The organism is Candidatus Pelagibacter sp. Uisw_136, assembly GCF_047720275.1.
In the GTDB taxonomy this organism is placed as follows: domain Bacteria; phylum Pseudomonadota; class Alphaproteobacteria; order Pelagibacterales; family Pelagibacteraceae; genus Pelagibacter.
In genome coordinates, this window is sequence record NZ_CP159812.1 from 1045303 (window position 1) to 1064496 (window position 19194).

Genomic DNA, 19194 nt, shown 5'->3' on the forward strand with positions numbered 1-19194 from the left:
TTTTTAATCTACTGTAAAGTGAAAATTCTTCAAAAGAAAAATTGTTTTTTAATAATTTTATAATACATCTCTGTTGCGATAATTAAGGTTTTATTGTATTAACCTTTAACTCATGAGTTGTAATTGATCAAAAAAGCAAAAAAAATTAGCTCTAACAAAATCTCACAGATTCACACAGGCATTTTAGTTCTTGAAAATAAAACTATCTTTAAAGGTGTTGGTATTGGCTACCAAGGAACTGCAACAGGTGAGGTGTGTTTCAATACTTCTCTAACTGGCTATCAAGAAATTATTTCAGATCCCTCTTATGCTGGGCAAATTATTAATTTTACCTTTCCTCACGTTGGTAACGTTGGGACTAACAAAGAAGATTTAGAGTCCGATAAGGTTTGGACAAAAGGTGTAATTTTTAACTCTGAAATAACAAGTCCTTCTAATTATAGATCATTGCTAAATTTAAACATGTGGTTAAAAAAAAATAAGATTGTCGGGATCACTGGTTTGGATACAAGAGGTTTGACTAATTATATTAGAGATAATGGAGCACCTAAAGGTACTATTTCTTTTTCTAATAAGGGCAATTTCAATATTAGTAAATTAGCAAATATTACAGCAAGATGGAGTGGATTAAATAATTTAGATTTAGCAGAGCAAGTAACTACTAAAAAAAATTATATTTGGTCAGGTTTTAAAACTTGGAAAAAAGAAACTGGTTACTTAAAAAATAAAAAAAACTCATTACATGTTGTTGCAATTGACTATGGAATTAAAAAAAATATCCTAAGATATTTCTCAGATCTAAATTGTAAAGTAACAGTGGTTTCATGCAAAACGAGTGCAAAAGACATCCTTAAATTAAAGCCAAATGGGATCTTTTTATCCAATGGTCCTGGTGACCCTGCAGCAACTGGAAAATATGCAATTGAAATCATTAAAGAATTAATCAAAAATAATTTACCTATTTTTGGTATTTGTCTTGGTCATCAAATTCTAGCCTTAGCGCTTGGTGCAAAAACTAAAAAAATGAAACTTGGTCATAGAGGTGCTAATCATCCAGTTAAAAACTTAATTAAAGATAATGTCGAAATCACGAGTCAAAATCATGGCTTTGAAATTGTAAGAGCAACATTACCAAAAAATATTGAAGTAACTCATAAATCTTTATTTGATAATTGCATTGAAGGAATTAGATTAAAAAATAAACCTGTTTTTTCTGTTCAATATCACCCTGAATCAAACCCAGGGCCACAAGATAGCGTTTACTTATTTGAAGAATTTATTAACAACATAAAAAAAAATGCCAAAAAGAAAAGATCTTAAAACTATACTAATCGTTGGTGCTGGACCAATTATCATAGGTCAAGCATGTGAGTTTGACTACTCAGGTACACAAGCCTGTAAAGCCCTTAAAGATGAAGGTTATAAAGTTATTTTAATTAACTCTAATCCTGCAACTATCATGACAGACCCTGGTGTTGCAGATAAAACTTATATTGAGCCAATAACTTTGGAGGTATTAGAAAAAATTCTAAAAAAAGAAAAACCAGATGCAATTTTGCCAACAATGGGTGGCCAAACTGCTTTGAATTTAGCAATGGAAGCGGAGAAAAAAGGAATTCTTAAAAAATATAAGATTGAGTTAATTGGTGCAAATTCCAAGGCAATCTCTAATGCAGAGGATAGAAAAAAATTCAGAAAAAACATGCTAGATATTGGTTTGGACTTACCAAAATCTAAGGTGGTAAATCATATTAAAGATGCAGCAAAAGCTTTAAAGCAAATTGGATTACCTGCAATCATTAGACCTGCATTTACTTTGGGTGGTTTGGGTGGAGGAATTGCCAAAACTGAAAAAGAATATCTTAAAATAGTTAAAGATGGTTTACACGAGTCCCCTGTTAGCCAAATTTTAATTGAAGAATGCCTTGAGGGTTGGAAAGAATTTGAAATGGAAGTTGTTAGAGATAAAAAAGACAACTGTATTATTATTTGTTCTATTGAAAACATTGACCCAATGGGAATTCATACTGGAGATTCCGTTACGGTTGCACCCGCTCTAACACTTACGGATAAAGAGTACCAAGTTATGAGAAATGCCTCAATTGCTTGTCTTAGAAAAATTGGAGTAGAAACAGGTGGTTCAAATGTTCAATTTGCAATCAATCCTAAGGATGGCAGAATGGTTATCATTGAAATGAACCCAAGAGTTTCGAGATCTTCAGCTCTTGCTTCTAAAGCAACAGGGTTTCCAATTGCAAAAGTTGCAGCAAAACTAGCTGTTGGTTACACACTTGATGAATTAAAGAATGAAATTACCAAAACAACACCTGCTTCTTTTGAACCTAGTATTGATTATGTTGTAACTAAAATACCAAGGTTTACCTTTGAAAAATTCTCTACTTCTGAGGCAATTCTTGGAACTTCAATGAAATCAGTTGGTGAAGCAATGGCAATTGGTAGAAACTTTAAAGAATCTCTTCAAAAAGCATTGGTTTCTCTTGAAATTGGCTTTTCAGGCTTAGATCGAATTTTTCCACTTAGCAAAAAAGAAATAGAAAAAGAATTAAAAAAAAATATTCCAAATAGAATATTATTAGTTGCTGAAGCGTTTAGAAAAAAAATCAACATTAAAAGAATTCACCAACTTTGTAAAATAGATCCTTGGTTTTTAGAGCAAATAAAAGAAATTGTTGATGAAGAAAATCAAATACAAAAAAAAGGTCTCCCTAAAGACTACAATGAATTTAATAGAATTAAATCAATAGGTTTTTCTGATAAAAAACTATCTGAAATCACTAAAATTCCTGAAGACCTTGTTAGAAAAAAAAGAACTGCTTTAAAAGTATTACCAGTTTACAAAAAAGTAGACACCTGTGCTGCTGAATTTAAATCTTTCACACCTTATATGTACTCAACATATCAAAGAAATTATGCTTTGAATTCAGAGTGTGAAGCAGAACCTTCTTCAAGAAAAAAAATTATAATCTTAGGCGGTGGACCAAACCGTATAGGCCAAGGTATTGAGTTTGATTATTGTTGTTGCCAAGCAAGTTATGCTCTTAAAGATAGTGGTTTTGAAACTATAATGATTAACTGTAACCCTGAGACAGTTTCAACAGACTACGATACAAGTGATAGACTTTATTTTGAACCTCTTAAAGAAGAGTATGTTTATAATATTATCATAAAAGAACAGCAAAAAGGAAACCTTGTAGGGATCATTGCTCAGTTTGGTGGGCAAACCCCTATAAGACTTGCAAAATTTCTACATGATAACAGGCTTCCAATTCTTGGAACGCAGTACACGTCAATAGATTTAGCTGAAGATAGAGATAGATTTAGAAAATTACTTGATAAATTAAAATTAAAACAAGCAGAAAGTGGTATTGCTAAAACTTACAAGCAAGCCATTCAAATTGCTGAAAAAATTGGACTACCTTTAATGGTAAGACCTTCTTATGTACTAGGTGGTAGAGCAATGGAAATTGTTCATGAGAAAAGCCAATTAAAAAACTTTGTAGAAGAAGCGTTTAAAGCTGCAGAAGATAATCCAATATTAATAGATAAGTTTATTAGCCATGCCATGGAAGTAGATGTTGATGCAATATCTGATGGGAAAGAAGTTTTTGTTGCAGGTATCATGCAACACATTGAAGAAGCAGGTATTCACTCAGGGGATTCTGCATGTTCTTTACCTCCCATATCTATTAAACCAAAACTAATAACTGAAATAGAAGTTCAAACAAAAAAATTAGCTTTAGCTTTAAATGTTAAAGGTTTTATGAACATTCAATTTGCCATTAAAAATGATGAAATTTATGTAATCGAAGTAAACCCAAGAGCAAGCAGAACAGTTCCTTTTGTATCTAAAGCAAAAGGTCTTCCTCTTGCTAAAATTGCATCACGTGTAATGACTGGTGAAAAATTATCTAAATTTAATTTAAAGGGTAAAAATAAAAATTTATTTGCTGTTAAAGAAGCTGTATTTCCTTTCAATAAATTCCCAAATAGTGACCTATTGTTGGGGCCTGAGATGAAATCAACAGGTGAAGTTATGGGATTTGATAAAGACTTTGGTATGGCTTATGCAAAAAGCCAAATTGCTGCTTCAAACTCATTACCAACAAAAGGTCTAGCATTTATCTCTCTTAAAGATGGTCACAAAGATGAAGGTGTAGATCTAGCAAAACAATTAATAAAATTAAATTTTACTTTATGTGCAACAGGTGGAACTGCAGAATACATTTGTAAACATGGAATAAAATGCAAAACGATAAACAAAGTTAGTGGGGGATCGCCTCACATTGTTGATGTACTAAATTCTAAAAAAATTGCACTTGTAATTAATACAGGTGGTGGAAATAGTGAACATCGTCTTCAAGATGCAATGGCTTTAAGAAGAGCTACACTAGGTAATAAAGTTCCTTATTGTACAAACATGTCTACTGCTCAAGCTTGCTTAATGGGAATTAGATCTTTAAAGACAAAGGAGATTACAGTAACTGCACTTCAAGATATTTAATGTGAAGACAAACCAGTATTTGCAATACTAAAAATCATATCTTCATAACTCATATCAAGGTTTAAAACACACGATCTATAAAAATATCCTTTTCGAAGACCTGGCATTAAATTTGCTTCTATAAAATGAGGAACCTCTAAATGATCCATTTTAATATCTATTCTACCTAAAGATTTTCCACCTAAAGCTTTGAACGAATCTTTTGCTAATTTAGAAAGTTTGTCAAAGACCGCAACATCTGAAACAAGAATTACGCTCTCTTCGTCATTTTTTTTAACATCAAAATCAAGAATGCAATGACCGTCTACATTTTCTTTTACGATAATTTCTATTGGCATAGCTCTTAAAGTTCCGTCATTACTATCTTCAAAAATACCAACACTATATTCTTTTCCTGCTAAATATGTTTCGACTAAAGAAGGTGAGTTTTGCTTTATTTTAATGTCTAATACTTTTGAGGTAAAATCTTCAAAATTAAATACAATTGAATTTTTATCCACACCCCTGCTATCTCCACCAGTTACTGGTTTTATAAAAAGGGGAAATTTTATTGGTATTGATGATTCTTTTAAGTATTCACCAGGGTTTGTTATAAAAAAATCTGCAGTTCTAATATTATTTTTTTGCATAATTTTTTTTGCTCTATTTTTATCACTTTCATTATCAAGAGCTGCTTTACTTGAGGCGATATATGGAATTTCAAACATCTCTAAATAATCATTTAGCCATATTTTCCTATTATTAAAAAAGAAATACTTAACACCAGAGAATACTAAATCAGGCTTTCTTTTAACTAGGGCTTCAAGATCTTCTTCTGAATTAATTTCAGTAATTAAAACATTTTTATATCGTTTAGATAAAATCCTTAGAACATTTTTTTCTTCTAGAATAATTCCGACATTATCTTGATGTGAATTTACCTCACCCAAATTAGGGACTACGACTATTTCTATAGTCTTACTAATTTTTATTGGAATAATATTATTTTTTTTTAAAGGTAAAATATTACCTATTTCTGGAATTCCTTGTTTAGCTATGTCTTTTATAATCATAATAAATCCAACACATAACCCATGCAAAAAAGCATGAATGATGTGCTATTCTAATAAAGTTGTTTTCTAAAAAATTATTGCCTAAGTAATGAAGTGTAAAATTATCTGGCAGTATCTAAAAAGCTAAGTATACGCCCTATCAGTGGTGATAGATACAAGTCTCTATAAATTTAATACTACTTAACTTTCCAATCCGTAGGAAAAGAGACGTAATTAACTTGTAAACAACGTCTTTCTTTGACGATATCCTTCTTTTCCATCCCATGCCATGTATTTGGCCCACTGGTAAAGAAGTAACCATAGTTATTTTTATATGGAACAGTTTTAACTTTTTCTAACTTTTCATTGTAAAAATCAGTACCTAGTGTCTCAGATTCATTAAATTCATTAACAAATAACAAGCACGAGACTATTTTTTCTTTAATATCACAATGTGGTTTAAGCCAAAATCCTTTTCTATCACAAATTACTTCTACTCTTACATAAGAATTAGACAGATCTCTATTTATAAGACTTGAAATCTTGGAGTATGTTTCTTTTGATTGAAGTTCATTGATTAGTTTTGTTAATGCTGGAAACTTCTTGCTATTTTCTTTTGTAATAAAACATCTAAATTTTATTGCTTTACCACCACTTGTTATCCCCTCTCTAAATTCTGGTGCACCCCCATCAATAGCTCTTGTTCCATCATATTCTAAATCAAGTTGATTTAGATCAGGTATGTCAGCACTTATGATTTCATTAATAGCATCATTTGATAATGGTTTATTTAACTCCCAATGTTTAAAAGGATCATTGTGTTCCATAGAGTTATTTAAAATTGAATTAAGAAAAGTCATGCTGTTTTATTTTTTCTTTTATTTGGTTCGCTATTTTATTAGTTTCGTTTAGTTTTGTATAAGTCCAATTTTCAATAGAATTATTTAATTCTTTTATTATATTTAAAGACTCGAATAAATTAAAAAAGCTTTTAAATCTCTGATTATTTTTACTTGCTGGCATTTGAGCTACATAAATTGGCTTTCCAGTAATTGCAGCTTCTGAAATCATTGAAGTAGAATCGCAAGTAACAATAATATGATCTGAAATTTTTAATGAAGAAAGATAAGCTTTTTTATCAACATTAGGTATTATGATTTGATCTTTATCAAAATAATTCTTAGCTTTTTCTATTATATTCTGAGGAGTTCTCATTGAGGGAATAATAATTACTTGATAGTTATTTTTTAAGAAATTTTGCTCAATTTTTGAAAAAATACCATCTATGACTTGATTGTTATAATCATAATATCTAGTTGGTCCTCCCAATATTAAAGTAACAATTTTTTTTCGAGTATTAATTTTAGATTTTAAATAATTTTCATTCTGGTCCAACTCATCATTGGTTAAATAATGAACTGCACCTTTACTTGTTAGTACGTTATTTCCCTTTAAACCATCATGTTCGGGTGCAACTACAAAATCAAAATTATCTAATGACACTTTAGGTTCTTGAATGTGAATATTTATGATCTTGTTCTTAAATTTTTTCTTTAAATAAATTGATGGGATTACACTTTTTCTTCCACAAGAAATAACAACATCAAACTGGCTATTAATTTTATTTTTAAAAACAAAATCTTGAATGGGTGTTACTTTGGGTGGAAATAATTTCCAAAAATTATTAATTTCAATCTTCTCGTGTATAAAATCTAAATCTAAAGCCTTAGCTAATCCTTCAACTTGGCTAATCATGCCGTGCATGCCCTCGGTTAATAATAACCCTTTTAATTTTGTCATTTATCCTTATATAACTTCTGCATGAGTGAAAATCCAACAAAACACACAAAAGTGTTAATAATAGGGTCAGGTCCAGCTGGCTATACAGCTGCTGTGTATGCTGCTCGAGCAATGTTAAGCCCTGTTTTAGTATACGGCTCTGAACCTGGTGGACAATTAACTACAACAACAGATGTAGAAAACTATCCTGGATTTTCAGATGTAATTCAAGGTCCATGGTTAATGGATCAAATGCGAGACCAAGCAAAAGCAGTTGGTACAGAAATGATTGAAGATCATATCGGATCAGTAAATTTAAAATCTACACCTTTTGAAGCTATAGGTGATAGTGGTCAAAAATATACTGCAGATAGCATAATTATTTCAACTGGTGCTCAAGCAAGATGGTTAAATATAGAATCAGAGCAAGCTTATAGAGGCTTTGGAGTTTCAGCATGCGCAACATGTGATGGTTTTTTCTTTAAAGAAAAAGTTGTGGCAGTTGTCGGTGGTGGAAACGCTGCTGTTGAAGAGGCAATGTTTCTTACAAAATTTGCATCTAAAGTAAAACTAATTCATAGAAGAGATGAATTAAGAGCTGAAAAATTACTTCAGAAAAAATTAATGGAAAATAAAAAAATTGAAATAATTTGGGATAGTGCTGTTGAAGAGGTTATTGGGGATAGTGAACCTAAAAATGTTACAGCGATTAAAGTTAAAAATCTTAAAACAAATAAAATTGAAGAAATGAAAATAGATGGTTTATTTATTGCAATTGGTCATGATCCAGCAACGGCTCTTTTTAAAGATCAATTAGATATGGATAAAGAAGGTTATTTATTAACTAAACCAGATTTAACAGAAACTAATATCCCTGGTGTTTATGCTGCAGGTGATGTTAAAGACAAAACGTTCAGACAAGCTGTAACTGCTGCTGGAATGGGCTGTATGGCTGCACTTGAAGCTGAAAAATTCTTATCTCACTAACTTAAATATTTACTATTTTAGAAATTTCTTTTTTCCTACCTAAGCTCCATTTTTTTAAAGCAGATATTATTGGTATTGCTGAATTTCCGAATTCACTTAGTTTATAATCTACGTTTTGAGATTTATTAATAATTTTAACAACCAAGCCATCTTTTCTCATTTCATCAAGTTTTCTAGCCAAAACTTGGGAGCTGATATTAGTTACTGTTTTTCTAAGCTCATTAAATCTGATTTTCTTATTTTCATAGATTCTTGCAATAATAAAAATTTTCCATTTTCCTCCTAATAACTCCATAACGTTTGAAAAAGGACATGATTGTTTTTGACTAATTTTTTCCACATCTTTTTTGTAAACTAATAACAAAAAATGACTAGTCATTATTTAAGTAACTGTGAAGTGACTAGTAAGCTTATAATTAGTTGATAAAAGATTATTTATGTCCATATGTATCAAAATAAAAATTTAATTAAAAAGGAACAACAAAATGACAAATAAAGTATTATTAACTGGAATAAGCGGCTGGATAGCAAAACATATAGCAATTGAATTATTAAATTCTGGATATGAAGTTTTAGGAACTGTTAGAAGCCAAAATTCATTAGATAAAACAAAGAAAACTCTAAGCGAATATGTTTCAACAGATAAATTATCATTTGTTGAATTGGACTTATTAAAAGATGATGGTTGGGTTGAGGCTGCTAAAGATTGTAAATATATTATACATACTGCTTCTCCCTACCCCATGAAAAGCTCAAGAAATAGGGAGGCTTTAGTTCCAGCTGCTAAAGGTGGAACGTTAAGAGTTTTAAATGCCGGTATAGAAGCTAATGTTGAAAAAATAATTCTTACTTCATCAATAGCCGCTATGTTTAAAAAACCTAACAGAAAAAACCCATATACTTTTGGAGAAAGTGATTGGTCAAATACTGATTGGAGTGGATCGAATGACTACATTATATCAAAGACAAAAGCTGAACAAGCTGCTTGGGAATTAATGGAAAGCAAAGGGTTAAAAGACAAATTAACTGTAATTAATCCAGGAGGAGTTTTTGGTGATGCTTTAGATAAAAAAACAAATACCTCAACTAGCTATGTTGAGCTTTTCCTTAAAGGAAAATATCCTATGGCGCCAAATTTTGGAATATTAATTTCTGATGTAAAAGATGTAGCAAGAGCGCATGTTTTATCTATAAAAAATCCCAAGGTTAATGGAAGACGTTTAATTATTGGTTCAGAAGTAAAAAAAATGCTCGAAGTTTCTAAAATTATGGCTGAAGCATTTCCAAAATATGCAAAAAAACTTCCAAAAAAAGAAATGCCAAATTTTATGGTTAAATTGATCGGTTACTTAGATTCTTCTGTAAAGATTATGTTGCCTGATCTTGGCATTTTAATGCAGACTGATACTTCATATTCTGAAGATTTATTGGGAATAAAATTTAAACCTGCAAAAGATAGTATTGTAGATGCTGGAAACTCAGTAATTAGACTTGGATTAGTTTAAAAATACTAACTACTTATTTCTGATATCTCGTTAGACTCAAAAATAGTTTGCTGAATATCATTTTGAATCACAGCTATCATTGCTCTTGCAACAGTTTCTGAATGAGTGGGTTTCATTTTCTTTAAAGGACCTAAAAGTAATGGAGAAAGTAACTTAAATACAAAAATACCTATTGTTTCACTTGCTCTCTTTTCTTTTCTATTACCTATTAAAAAAGAAGGTCGCATTATTGCAAGTTTTGGAAAATTAATTTCTTTTAACTCTTCTTCAACTTGTCCTTTAAATCTTATGTATTCTCCTGAGCTCTTGGGGTTTGCATATAATGCAGAGACAAAAATAAATGAGTTAACCAAATTTGATTTTGCAATTTTTGCAACTTCTTTAGGAATATCAAGTTCAACTCTTTTATATTCATCTTTATCAGGAGAATTTTTCTTAGTTGTACCAATACAAAAGAAGCAGTCATCACCTTTGATGTCTTCTTTATGATTTTGTAAGTTGTTAAAATCAGTCTTAATAATCTCTACTTTTGGATCACTAATTTCAGGAACTGAACGAACAAATAATTTTATTTTAGAGTAATTAGTGTCTTTAATTAATTGATTAAGGAGGTGGCCTCCCACTAAACCAGATGACCCAAATAATAATGCTGTTTTCATTATAACTAGAACTATTTTAAGGATCCTTCCAATATATATTTCAATATTCGAAAAGCTTGTTTTTGATCTGACGCAACAGCAGCAGCAGAGCCATCCACTTCTTTAAGAGCATGTTGATGATCATCGTTATGAATAACAATCATAGATTTATTAAGTGCTGTAGCATAACCCGCGTCAAATGCTGCATTCCATTGCTTAAATTTTTCTCCAAATTTAACAATAATTACATCACAATCTTGAATAGATTTCTTAGTTCGAATTGAATTGATATTAGCGCCTTTTCTATCTTTCCAAAAATTTTTTTCTTCAGCTCCTAGAATTTCTACACCACAATTGTCAGAGGCCTCATGATCAGTTACGGGAGATGTAAATTTAACATCTAATTTCTCTTTTTCACAAAGTTGAATAATTTCTTCTCTCCAATTACTGTGAATTTCACCTGCTAAATATACACTTAACATTTATATTTCCTTATTGTTTATTTAGTTAAAATATTTTTTTTTAATTCATTATAAGGTCTAATTTGCTTGTAACAAATTATTACTAATCAGTTATATCTAGATTGTGAAAAAGGGTAAATACATTAAGACTTTTAAACTGTTGCTTCCTTATTTGTGGCCTAAAAAAAGGAAAGATTTAAGGATACGAGTTAGTTTTGCAGTTGTTGCTTTAGTTTTAGCAAAAATAGCCAGCGTTAGTACTCCTTTAGTATTGGGTAGTGCGGTAAACTCTCTGACAGAATTAAGTTCAGGCATTAATCTATTTATGCTGGTACCAATAGCTTTAGTAGTTGGTTACGGTGTTACAAGAGTAATTGCCTTCACATTTGTTGAAATTAGAGACGCCTTATTTTCAAAAGTTTCCCAACATTCTATTAGACAAATATCTTTGACAATGTTCCAACATCTTCACAATCTATCTTTACAATTTCATTTAAATAGACAAACAGGTGCACTAGCAAAATATATAGACAGAGGAACAAAAGGAATAGATTTTCTCCTAAGATATGTCTTGTTTAATATTGCTCCTACTTTTTTTGAAGTGTTCTTGGTTTCTGGGATCTTATTTTATCTATATGGTCCATGGTATGCTGTTGTAACACTTGTAACTATTGGCCTTTATTCTTTCTTAACTTTTAAGATTACTGAATGGAGAAATGTATTTAGAAAAAGAATGAACCAAGCTGATAACGATGTTAGCACTAAGATGATTGATAGTTTATTGAACTTTGAGACAGTTAAATATTTTAACAATGAGGCCTTTGAAGCTAATAGACTTGATCAATCATTAGAAGAATATGAGTTAGCAGCAAATCAAAGTAGACATTCTCTTTCACTATTAAACATAGCCCAAACATTTATCATAATGATGGGTATTACTATTATGTTGGTGATGTCAGTTTATGGGATCAAAAGTGGAGAGATTAATATTGGTGGGTTTGTTGTAATTAATGCCTACATGCTCCAATTATATCAGCCATTGAATTGGTTAGGTTCTGTTTATAGAGAAATTAGACAAGCACTGACTGATATGGAAAACATGTTTAGCTTATTAGAGGTTGCCCCAACAACAAATGATGATCTTGAGGATATACCTCAAAGTAACGATGCAGAAATTAGATTTGAAAACATTAGTTTTGATTACGATATAAGAAGAACTATCATTAAAAATATTTCATTTACTGTTCCTAATGGAAAAAAAGTAGCCATCGTAGGACCAACTGGTGCTGGTAAATCAACAATAAGTAGACTGTTATTCAAGTTTTATGATCCAAAAGAGGGAAATATTTTTATTAACAATACAAATGTAAATAAAATTTCTCAAAACTCTTTAAGAAAAATTATTGGTGTAGTTCCACAAGACACTGTCTTATTTAATGACACAATTTATTATAATATAGCTTACGGTAATACTGGTGCTACTAAAGAGGAGGTTATTAGTGCAGCAAAAAATGCAGATATACATGATTTTATAACAATTTTACCGGATGGTTATGAAACAATTGTAGGAGAGAGAGGGTTAAAATTATCTGGTGGAGAGAAACAGAGGGTTGCTATTGCAAGAACTATTCTAAAAAATCCTAAAATATTTTTCTTTGATGAAGCGACATCTGCATTAGATACTAGTACGGAAAAAGAAATTCAAAAAAATCTAGAAAATGTCTCTAAAGGTAAAACAACTTTAATAATTGCTCACCGACTATCTACAGCTGCAAATGCTGATAATATTATTGTTCTTGATCAGGGTGCTATTATTGAACAAGGGACGCATGAGAGTTTATTGTTAAAAAAAGGTAAATATTTTGAAATGTGGGGAAAGCAAAAACCTAGTTAAGACTTTTACAAAAAGAAGATATTTTTTCTAAAGCTTTTTTAAGATTTTCCATAGAAGTTGCATAAGATATTCTAAAGAAACCTTCTAAACCAAATGCAGAACCTTGAACAACTGCAACACCACTATTCTCTAATAAAGACTGAACAAAATCAGTATCTGTCTCAAGCTCCTTACCGTTTGTATCTTTTTTTCCAATTAACCCTTTGCAGCTTGGAAAAACATAAAATGCTCCATCTGGATTTAAACATTCAATTCCCTCTATTTCATTTAATGCTTTAACAACAAAATTTCTTCTTTCTTGAAATGAAGTTGCTCTCTCTTTAATAAAATCTTGAGTTCCGTTTAAAGCTTCAACAGCTGCAGCTTGACTAATTGAAGATGGATTTGTTGTTGATTGCGATTGTATTTTAGCAATTGCTTTAATAATTTCTTTAGGACCAGCCGCATACCCTATTCTCCAGCCAGTCATTGAGTAAGCTTTACTTACACCATTCATTGTAAGAACTCTTTCTTTCAAGCTATCAATTTGTGCAATAGTAAAAAATTTAAAACCTTCGTATGTTACGTGTTCATAAATATCATCACTTAAAATATGCACGTGAGGATGTTTTGTTAAAACATCTGCGATTTCTTTAATATCTCCTTCAGTATAACAAGCACCTGTTGGATTTGATGGTGAATTTAATATTATCCACTTTGTTTTTGGTGTTATAGATTTTTCTAATTCAGCTGGATTAATTTTAAATCCTTGTTTTTCATTACACTCTAAAATAATTGGAGTTCCACCAGCTAATAAAACCATGTCAGGATAAGAAACCCAATAAGGCGCGGGAACTATAACCTCATCTCCTTCATTTAGGGTTGCCATCATGGCATTATAAATTACATGTTTTCCACCAGCACCAACTGTGATTTGATCAGTTGTGTAGTCTAAATTGTTTTCTCTTTTAAATTTTTTAACTATGGCATCTTTTAAGGCAGCAGTTCCATCAACGGCTGTATATTTGGTATCACCGTCATTAATGGCTTTTATAGCCGCTTGTTTGATGTTATCTGGTGTATCAAAATCAGGCTCACCTGCTCCTAAACCTATTACATCTTTACCAGCAGCTTTTAACTCTCTTGCCTTTTGAGTTACAGCAATAGTTGGCGATGGTTTAATCTTTTTTAGACTGTCTGATATAATGCTCATTGAAATATATTTTTATTCTAATAGTTTTATAGATAATGCAAAATACTTATCAAGATTTAATTACAGATATACAGAGTAAAAATCCTGAAATTCACCAGAAACTAGAAGGTGGAAAAAAATTTAAACTTGTTACAGATTTTAAACCTGCCGGTGATCAGCCAGAAGCAATAAAACAACTAGTTAAGGGTGCAAATAAAGAAGAGTTAAACCAAGTTTTGCTTGGTGTAACAGGTTCTGGAAAAACTTTTACAATGGCCCAAGTAATTGAAAAAACTAATAGACCAGCTCTAATACTTGCTCCTAACAAAACACTAGCTGCACAGCTTTATGGAGAGATGAAATCTTTTTTTCCAGACAATGCCGTTGAGTATTTTGTATCTTATTATGATTACTATACACCTGAGGCCTATGTACCAAGGTCTGACACTTATATTGAAAAAGAAGCATCCATTAATGAACAAATTGATCGTATGCGTCACTCAGCTACTAGATCGCTATTAGAGAGAGATGATGTAATTATTGTTGCAAGTGTTTCTTGTATCTATGGTCTGGGTTCTGTTGAGGCGTACAGCAAGATGACGTTGAGTTTAAAGAAAGATTATGAATACAGCAGAGAGCAACTAATAAAAACTTTAGTAAATTTACAATACAAAAGAAATGATCAGAGTTTTTATAGAGGAACTTTTAGAGCTCGAGGAGAATATCTTGAAATATTTCCCTCACACTTTGAAGATAGAGCATGGAGATTAAGTTTATTTGGTGACAAACTAGAAAAAATAGAAGAATTTGATCCCTTAACAGGAGATCTAATACAAGATTTAGATGTAATAAAAGTTTATGCTAATAGTCATTACATCACACCCAAACCAACTATCGAACAAGCAATTATTAAAATTAAAAGAGAATTAGAAGTAACTTTAAAAAAATTCAAAGAACAAAATAAATTACTTGAAGCACAAAGATTAGAAGAAAGAGTTAAGTTTGATTTAGAAATGATAGAAGCAACAGGGTCTTGTGCTGGTATTGAAAACTATTCTCGTTTTTTATCTGGAAGAAAACCAGGAGAACCACCTCCCACTCTATTTGAATACTTTCCTGACAACACTCTTATTTTTGTAGATGAATGCCACGTAACAGTTCCTCAATTAAATGGTATGTACAAAGGAGATAGATCTAGAAAAAGTAATCTTGCCGAATATGGTTTTAGATTACCTTCTTGCATGGACAATAGACCTCTTAAATTTGAAGAATGGGATGCAATGAGAACCCAAACAGTTTTTGTATCAGCGACACCAGGCCCTTGGGAATTAGAACAAGTTAAAGGTAAATTTGTTGAACAAATAATAAGGCCTACTGGTCTAATTGATCCACCTGTTGAGATAAAACCTGCCAAAAATCAAGTTGATGACTTGATGCATGAGTGCAAAAAAACAATAGATAAAAATTTTAGAGTATTGGTCACAACTTTAACTAAGAAAATGGCTGAGGATTTAACAGAGTATTTTCATGAAAATGGTATTAGGGTTAGATATTTACACTCAGATATTGATACATTGGAGCGAATAGAAATCATGAGGGATTTAAGGCTTGGTGTTTTTGATGTCTTAGTGGGAATTAACCTTTTAAGAGAAGGACTAGATATTCCAGAGTGTGCATTAGTTGGAATTTTAGATGCTGATAAAGAGGGATTTTTAAGATCTGAAACTTCTTTAGTTCAAACTATTGGAAGGGCTGCAAGAAACTTAGAAGGAAGAGTTATTCTTTATGCAGATAAAGAAACTAAAAGTATAAAAAAAGCAATTCAAGAAACAGATAGAAGAAGATCAATTCAAGTTGCCTATAATAAAAAGCATAATATTGATGCTGTTTCTATTAAGAAAGAAATCAGCGATGTGTTGCAGAATGTTTATGATAAGGATTATTTAAAAGTAGGCACTGGAGACAATATTGGTGGAAATTTAAAGAAACACTTAAAGATGCTCAACAAAAGAATGAAGGATGCAGCTACAAACCTTGAATTTGAAGAAGCTGGTAAAATTAGAGATGAAATAAGAAATTTAGAAGCATCAGAGTTAGAAATTGTTTTAAACCCAAAAATAAAACACTATAACCAAGAAAATAGAACATATCCAAAAGGTAGATCAACAATGGGCTTACCTGGTACAAGAGCACAAAAAGGTAAGAAAAAATGGAAGCAAACAAAATAATTATCACTGGAGCCGCAACAAGAATGGGTGCTGCTATTGCAAAGAAACTCTCAGGTCCAAGTGTTGAAATGGTTATTCATTACAATAAGTCTAAATCTGAAGCTGAAAAATTACAAAAGGAATTGTCAAAAAATAAAACAAAAGTTTACTTGGTAAAAGGTGACCTTGCAAAAGAACAAGATTTAAAAAAAATTATAAAATTCTCAAAATTAAAATTAAAATACTTTGATTGTTTAGTTAATAATGCTTCATTATTTGAAAATGACAGTCTTAAAAATTTTTCTTCTAAAAGTTGGAACCAACATATTGATGTAAATTTAAAAGCACCTGCATATCTTACAAAAGAATTTTCAAAAAATGTTAAGGGTAAAAATAACAATATTATAAATATAATAGATCAAAGAGTTTTTAAGTTAACTCCCTTTTTCTTTTCTTACACTTTAAGTAAAACAGGGCTTTACACACTAACAAAAACTAGTGCTATGGAATTAGCTCCAAACATAAGAGTTAATGGAATTGCACCTGGACCAACTATTAAAAATAAAAGACAAACTGACATGCATTTTAGAAAGCAGTACTTAGCAACCCCTTTAAAACAGCAAGTAAATGTAAAAGACATATGTTCTGCTGTTGACTTTTTTATCAAAAACAGTTCAATTACAGGTCAAGTAATAGCAATAGATAGTGGACAAAGTTTAAACTGGCAAACACCAGATGTAATTGGAAAAGAATGAAAAAAAATAATTTATATATTGTCAAAATAGATAAAAATAAAAGTTTATTTAATTACGAAAAAAAAATTCTTATTAAAGAATTAACTCTAGATTTAAAGCTTGGTTATTATGATTTTGAAAAAGAAAAAACCCAGAAAGTAAAATTTAGTTTAGAGATTGATTATGAAGATAGAAAACCAACAAATGACAAAGATATAAAATCAATTGTTAATTATGGTCAGGTTGTAAAATTAATTACAAAACTTGCAAAAAAGAAACATTATAATTTTTTAGAAACACTTGCTGAAGATGTTTTTGATGTATTATTTAAAGATAAACGAATTGGAAAAATTATGCTTCAAATTGAAAAATTAGAAATTATAAAAGAATGTGCCTCTGTTGGTATCCAAATTACCAAAAAAAGAAGTCATGAAAAGCTCTGAATTAGGTAAAGACGTAATTAGAAAAGAGCTCCCATTAATTCCTAAAAGTCCTGGAGTTTATAGAATGCTTGATCATAAAGATGTAATTTTGTATGTAGGTAAAGCAAAAAACCTGCCCAATAGATTAAAAAGCTATGTAGCTGAAAAAAATCATATCATCAGAACAGCAAGGATGCTCTCTCAAACTTTTAAGTTAGAGATAACGACTACTGCCAATGAAAGTGAAGCACTTCTTTTAGAGGCTAATTTAATTAAAAAATATAAGCCTAAATTTAATATATTACTTAAAGATGACAAATCTTTTCCCTTTGTTTTCATCAGTAATAAAGACCAATGGGCACAAGTTACAAAACATAGGGGAAAAAAAGATAAAGAAGGATTTTACTTTGGACCATTTGCTTCAGCAGGAACTGCAAATTGGACCATTAAGATGCTTCAAAAAATATTTCAAATTAGAGTTTGTGATGATAGCACGTTCAAGAATAGAAAAAGACCCTGCATTCTTTATCAGATAAAAAGATGTTCTGGTCCTTGTGTCGATTATATTGATAAAGAAGATTATAAAAAATCAGTAGATCAAGCAATTCAGTTTGTATCGGGTAAATCAAGAGATATACAAAAAAATCTATCTAAACAAATGGAGGAAGCCAGCGAAAAGCTGGATTTTGAAAGAGCTTCTATTTTTAGAGATAGAATTAAATCCTTAAATATAATTCAATCGTCACAAAGAATTAATGAAGCTAATCTAGTTGATGCTGATGTAATTGCTGCCTATAAAGAATCTGGCAAAACCTGTATTCAGGTATTTTTTTACAGATCCAAACAAAATTGGGGTAACCAAGCTTATTTTCCAAAACATGATCCTGACCAAGACATATCTGAAATAATGTCCTCCTTCTTAATGCAATTTTACGAAAATAAGAATGTTCCAAAATTAATTATTATTAATACAGAAATTGAGGACAGGAAATTAATTGAAGAAACATTAAGTAAAAAAGAAAGTAGTACAATTTCTATTAATATAGCAAAAAAAGGCACTAAAGCTAAAGTGATTGCTATGGCAGAAAAAAATGCCAAAGAATCACTTAATAGAAAAATTTATGAAACAAATAATAATAAAAATTTATTTGAAGGTGTGGCTAAAAAATTTGATCTTAAAAATAGCCTAAACTTAGTTGAGGTTTATGATAATAGCCATATCTCAGGAACCAATAGTGTAGGCGCTATGATTACTTTTGGAAATGAAGGATTTGTTAAAAAAAGATATAGAAAATTTGACATCAAGACAAAGGGTGCTGAACAAGATGATTTTGCAATGTTAAAAGAAGTTCTTACTAGGAGATTTAAAAGAGCAATGTTAGAAAAAGGAAATTATTTAACTCTTCCTGATTTAATATTAATTGATGGTGGTAAAGGTCAATATTCATCTGCCAAAGAAGTATTGGATGAATTTGGCTTACATGATCTTCCTATGATCGCTATTGCTAAGGGTAAATTAAGAAATAGTGGTGATGAAACTTTTTTCTATAAGGGAAATTCATTTAAATTTGATAAGAATGACCCTACCCTCTTCTTTATGCAGAGACTGCGTGATGAAGCACATAGGTTTGCTATCACCTCTCATAGAGCAAAAAGAGCAAAAGGAATTACAAAATCATTATTAGATCAAATTGATGGTATTGGATCGATCAGAAAAAGAGCCTTATTGAACCACTTTGGCTCTGCTAGATCTGTAGAATCTGCTAGTTTTGATGAGATTAAATCAGTTGAAGGTGTTGAGGAAAAAGTTGCAAAAAAGATATATAACTTTTTTCACGAATAA

16 protein-coding genes are annotated in these 19194 nt (G+C 30.7%); 9 read left to right on the forward strand and 7 right to left on the reverse strand.

Annotated elements, in window-relative coordinates; translation table 11 throughout:
* Positions 1-123: 123 nt before the first annotated feature.
* Positions 124-1320 carry a glutamine-hydrolyzing carbamoyl-phosphate synthase small subunit gene (gene carA / locus ABXT53_RS05630; RefSeq protein WP_415290183.1) on the forward strand — a complete coding sequence of 399 codons (1197 nt, stop codon included), beginning with the start codon at positions 124-126 and terminating at the stop codon, positions 1318-1320.
* A complete protein-coding gene (carB, locus tag ABXT53_RS05635) occupies positions 1298-4522 on the forward strand; it encodes a carbamoyl-phosphate synthase large subunit (RefSeq protein WP_415290185.1) in 3225 nt (1074 codons plus the stop codon). The genes carA and carB overlap by 23 nt, the downstream gene beginning before the upstream one ends.
* Here carB and ABXT53_RS05640 read toward each other — a convergent pair.
* From ABXT53_RS05640 to ABXT53_RS05650, 3 genes are all read right to left on the reverse strand, one after another.
* Positions 4519-5574 (reverse strand): D-alanine--D-alanine ligase, encoded by a 1056-nt coding sequence (locus ABXT53_RS05640; RefSeq protein ID WP_415290187.1) that lies wholly within the window; start codon positions 5572-5574, stop codon positions 4519-4521. The two genes, carB and ABXT53_RS05640, sit on opposite strands and share 4 nt — an antisense overlap.
* A 176-nt stretch (positions 5575-5750) precedes the next feature.
* Positions 5751-6413, reverse strand: coding sequence for a hypothetical protein (locus ABXT53_RS05645; protein WP_415290188.1), 663 nt, complete (start codon positions 6411-6413; stop codon positions 5751-5753).
* Positions 6400-7353, reverse strand: coding sequence for a mitochondrial fission ELM1 family protein (locus ABXT53_RS05650; protein WP_415290189.1), 954 nt, complete (start codon positions 7351-7353; stop codon positions 6400-6402). Before ABXT53_RS05650 ends, ABXT53_RS05645 begins: the two co-directional genes overlap by 14 nt.
* Positions 7354-7374: 21 nt before the next feature.
* Between ABXT53_RS05650 and trxB the strand changes: the two genes are divergently transcribed.
* Positions 7375-8319, forward strand: a complete 945-nt coding sequence (trxB, locus tag ABXT53_RS05655) for a thioredoxin-disulfide reductase (protein WP_415290190.1) — start codon at positions 7375-7377, stop codon at positions 8317-8319.
* 1 nt (position 8320) lies between these two features.
* Here the strand turns inward: trxB and ABXT53_RS05660 are convergent, their stop codons facing one another.
* Complete coding sequence (locus tag ABXT53_RS05660; RefSeq protein ID WP_415290191.1) at positions 8321-8698, reverse strand: winged helix-turn-helix transcriptional regulator; 378 nt, start codon at positions 8696-8698, stop codon at positions 8321-8323.
* Between the two features lie 106 nt (positions 8699-8804).
* Between ABXT53_RS05660 and ABXT53_RS05665 the strand changes: the two genes are divergently transcribed.
* Positions 8805-9824, forward strand: a complete 1020-nt coding sequence (locus ABXT53_RS05665; RefSeq protein ID WP_415290192.1) for an NAD-dependent epimerase/dehydratase family protein — start codon at positions 8805-8807, stop codon at positions 9822-9824.
* Positions 9825-9829: 5 nt separating this feature from the next.
* Here ABXT53_RS05665 and ABXT53_RS05670 read toward each other — a convergent pair whose 3' ends face one another.
* The gene (locus ABXT53_RS05670) at positions 9830-10483 is read right to left on the reverse strand and encodes an NAD(P)H-binding protein (RefSeq protein WP_415290193.1); all 654 of its coding nucleotides are present in this window, start codon (positions 10481-10483) and stop codon (positions 9830-9832) included.
* 11 nt (positions 10484-10494) lie between these two features.
* Positions 10495-10944, reverse strand: coding sequence for a YtoQ family protein (locus tag ABXT53_RS05675; RefSeq protein WP_271579873.1), 450 nt, complete (start codon positions 10942-10944; stop codon positions 10495-10497).
* 151 nt (positions 10945-11095) lie between these two features.
* Here ABXT53_RS05675 and ABXT53_RS05680 point away from each other — a divergent pair, with 151 nt between their 5' ends.
* A complete protein-coding gene (locus ABXT53_RS05680) occupies positions 11096-12817 on the forward strand; it encodes an ABCB family ABC transporter ATP-binding protein/permease (protein WP_415290195.1) in 1722 nt (573 codons plus the stop codon).
* On the opposite strand, the gene ABXT53_RS05685 is transcribed toward ABXT53_RS05680, so the two are convergent.
* Positions 12810-14009, reverse strand: coding sequence for a pyridoxal phosphate-dependent aminotransferase (locus tag ABXT53_RS05685; protein ID WP_415290197.1), 1200 nt, complete (start codon positions 14007-14009; stop codon positions 12810-12812). The genes ABXT53_RS05680 and ABXT53_RS05685 overlap by 8 nt on opposite strands.
* A gap of 35 nt (positions 14010-14044) precedes the next feature.
* Between ABXT53_RS05685 and uvrB the strand changes: the two genes are divergently transcribed.
* From uvrB to uvrC, 4 genes are read left to right on the forward strand one after another with little or no spacing between them, the layout of a single operon-like run.
* Positions 14045-16216 (forward strand): excinuclease ABC subunit UvrB, encoded by a 2172-nt coding sequence (uvrB, locus tag ABXT53_RS05690; protein ID WP_415290198.1) that lies wholly within the window; start codon positions 14045-14047, stop codon positions 16214-16216.
* On the forward strand, positions 16198-16950 hold the full coding sequence (locus tag ABXT53_RS05695; protein WP_415290200.1) for an SDR family oxidoreductase: 753 nt from the start codon (positions 16198-16200) through the stop codon (positions 16948-16950). The genes uvrB and ABXT53_RS05695 overlap by 19 nt, the downstream gene beginning before the upstream one ends.
* Positions 16947-17372: a dihydroneopterin aldolase gene (locus ABXT53_RS05700; protein ID WP_415290201.1), complete on the forward strand. Its 426-nt coding sequence runs from the start codon at positions 16947-16949 to the stop codon at positions 17370-17372. The genes ABXT53_RS05695 and ABXT53_RS05700 overlap by 4 nt, the downstream gene beginning before the upstream one ends.
* Positions 17359-19194 (forward strand): excinuclease ABC subunit UvrC, encoded by a 1836-nt coding sequence (uvrC, locus tag ABXT53_RS05705; protein WP_415290203.1) that lies wholly within the window; start codon positions 17359-17361, stop codon positions 19192-19194. Before ABXT53_RS05700 ends, uvrC begins: the two co-directional genes overlap by 14 nt.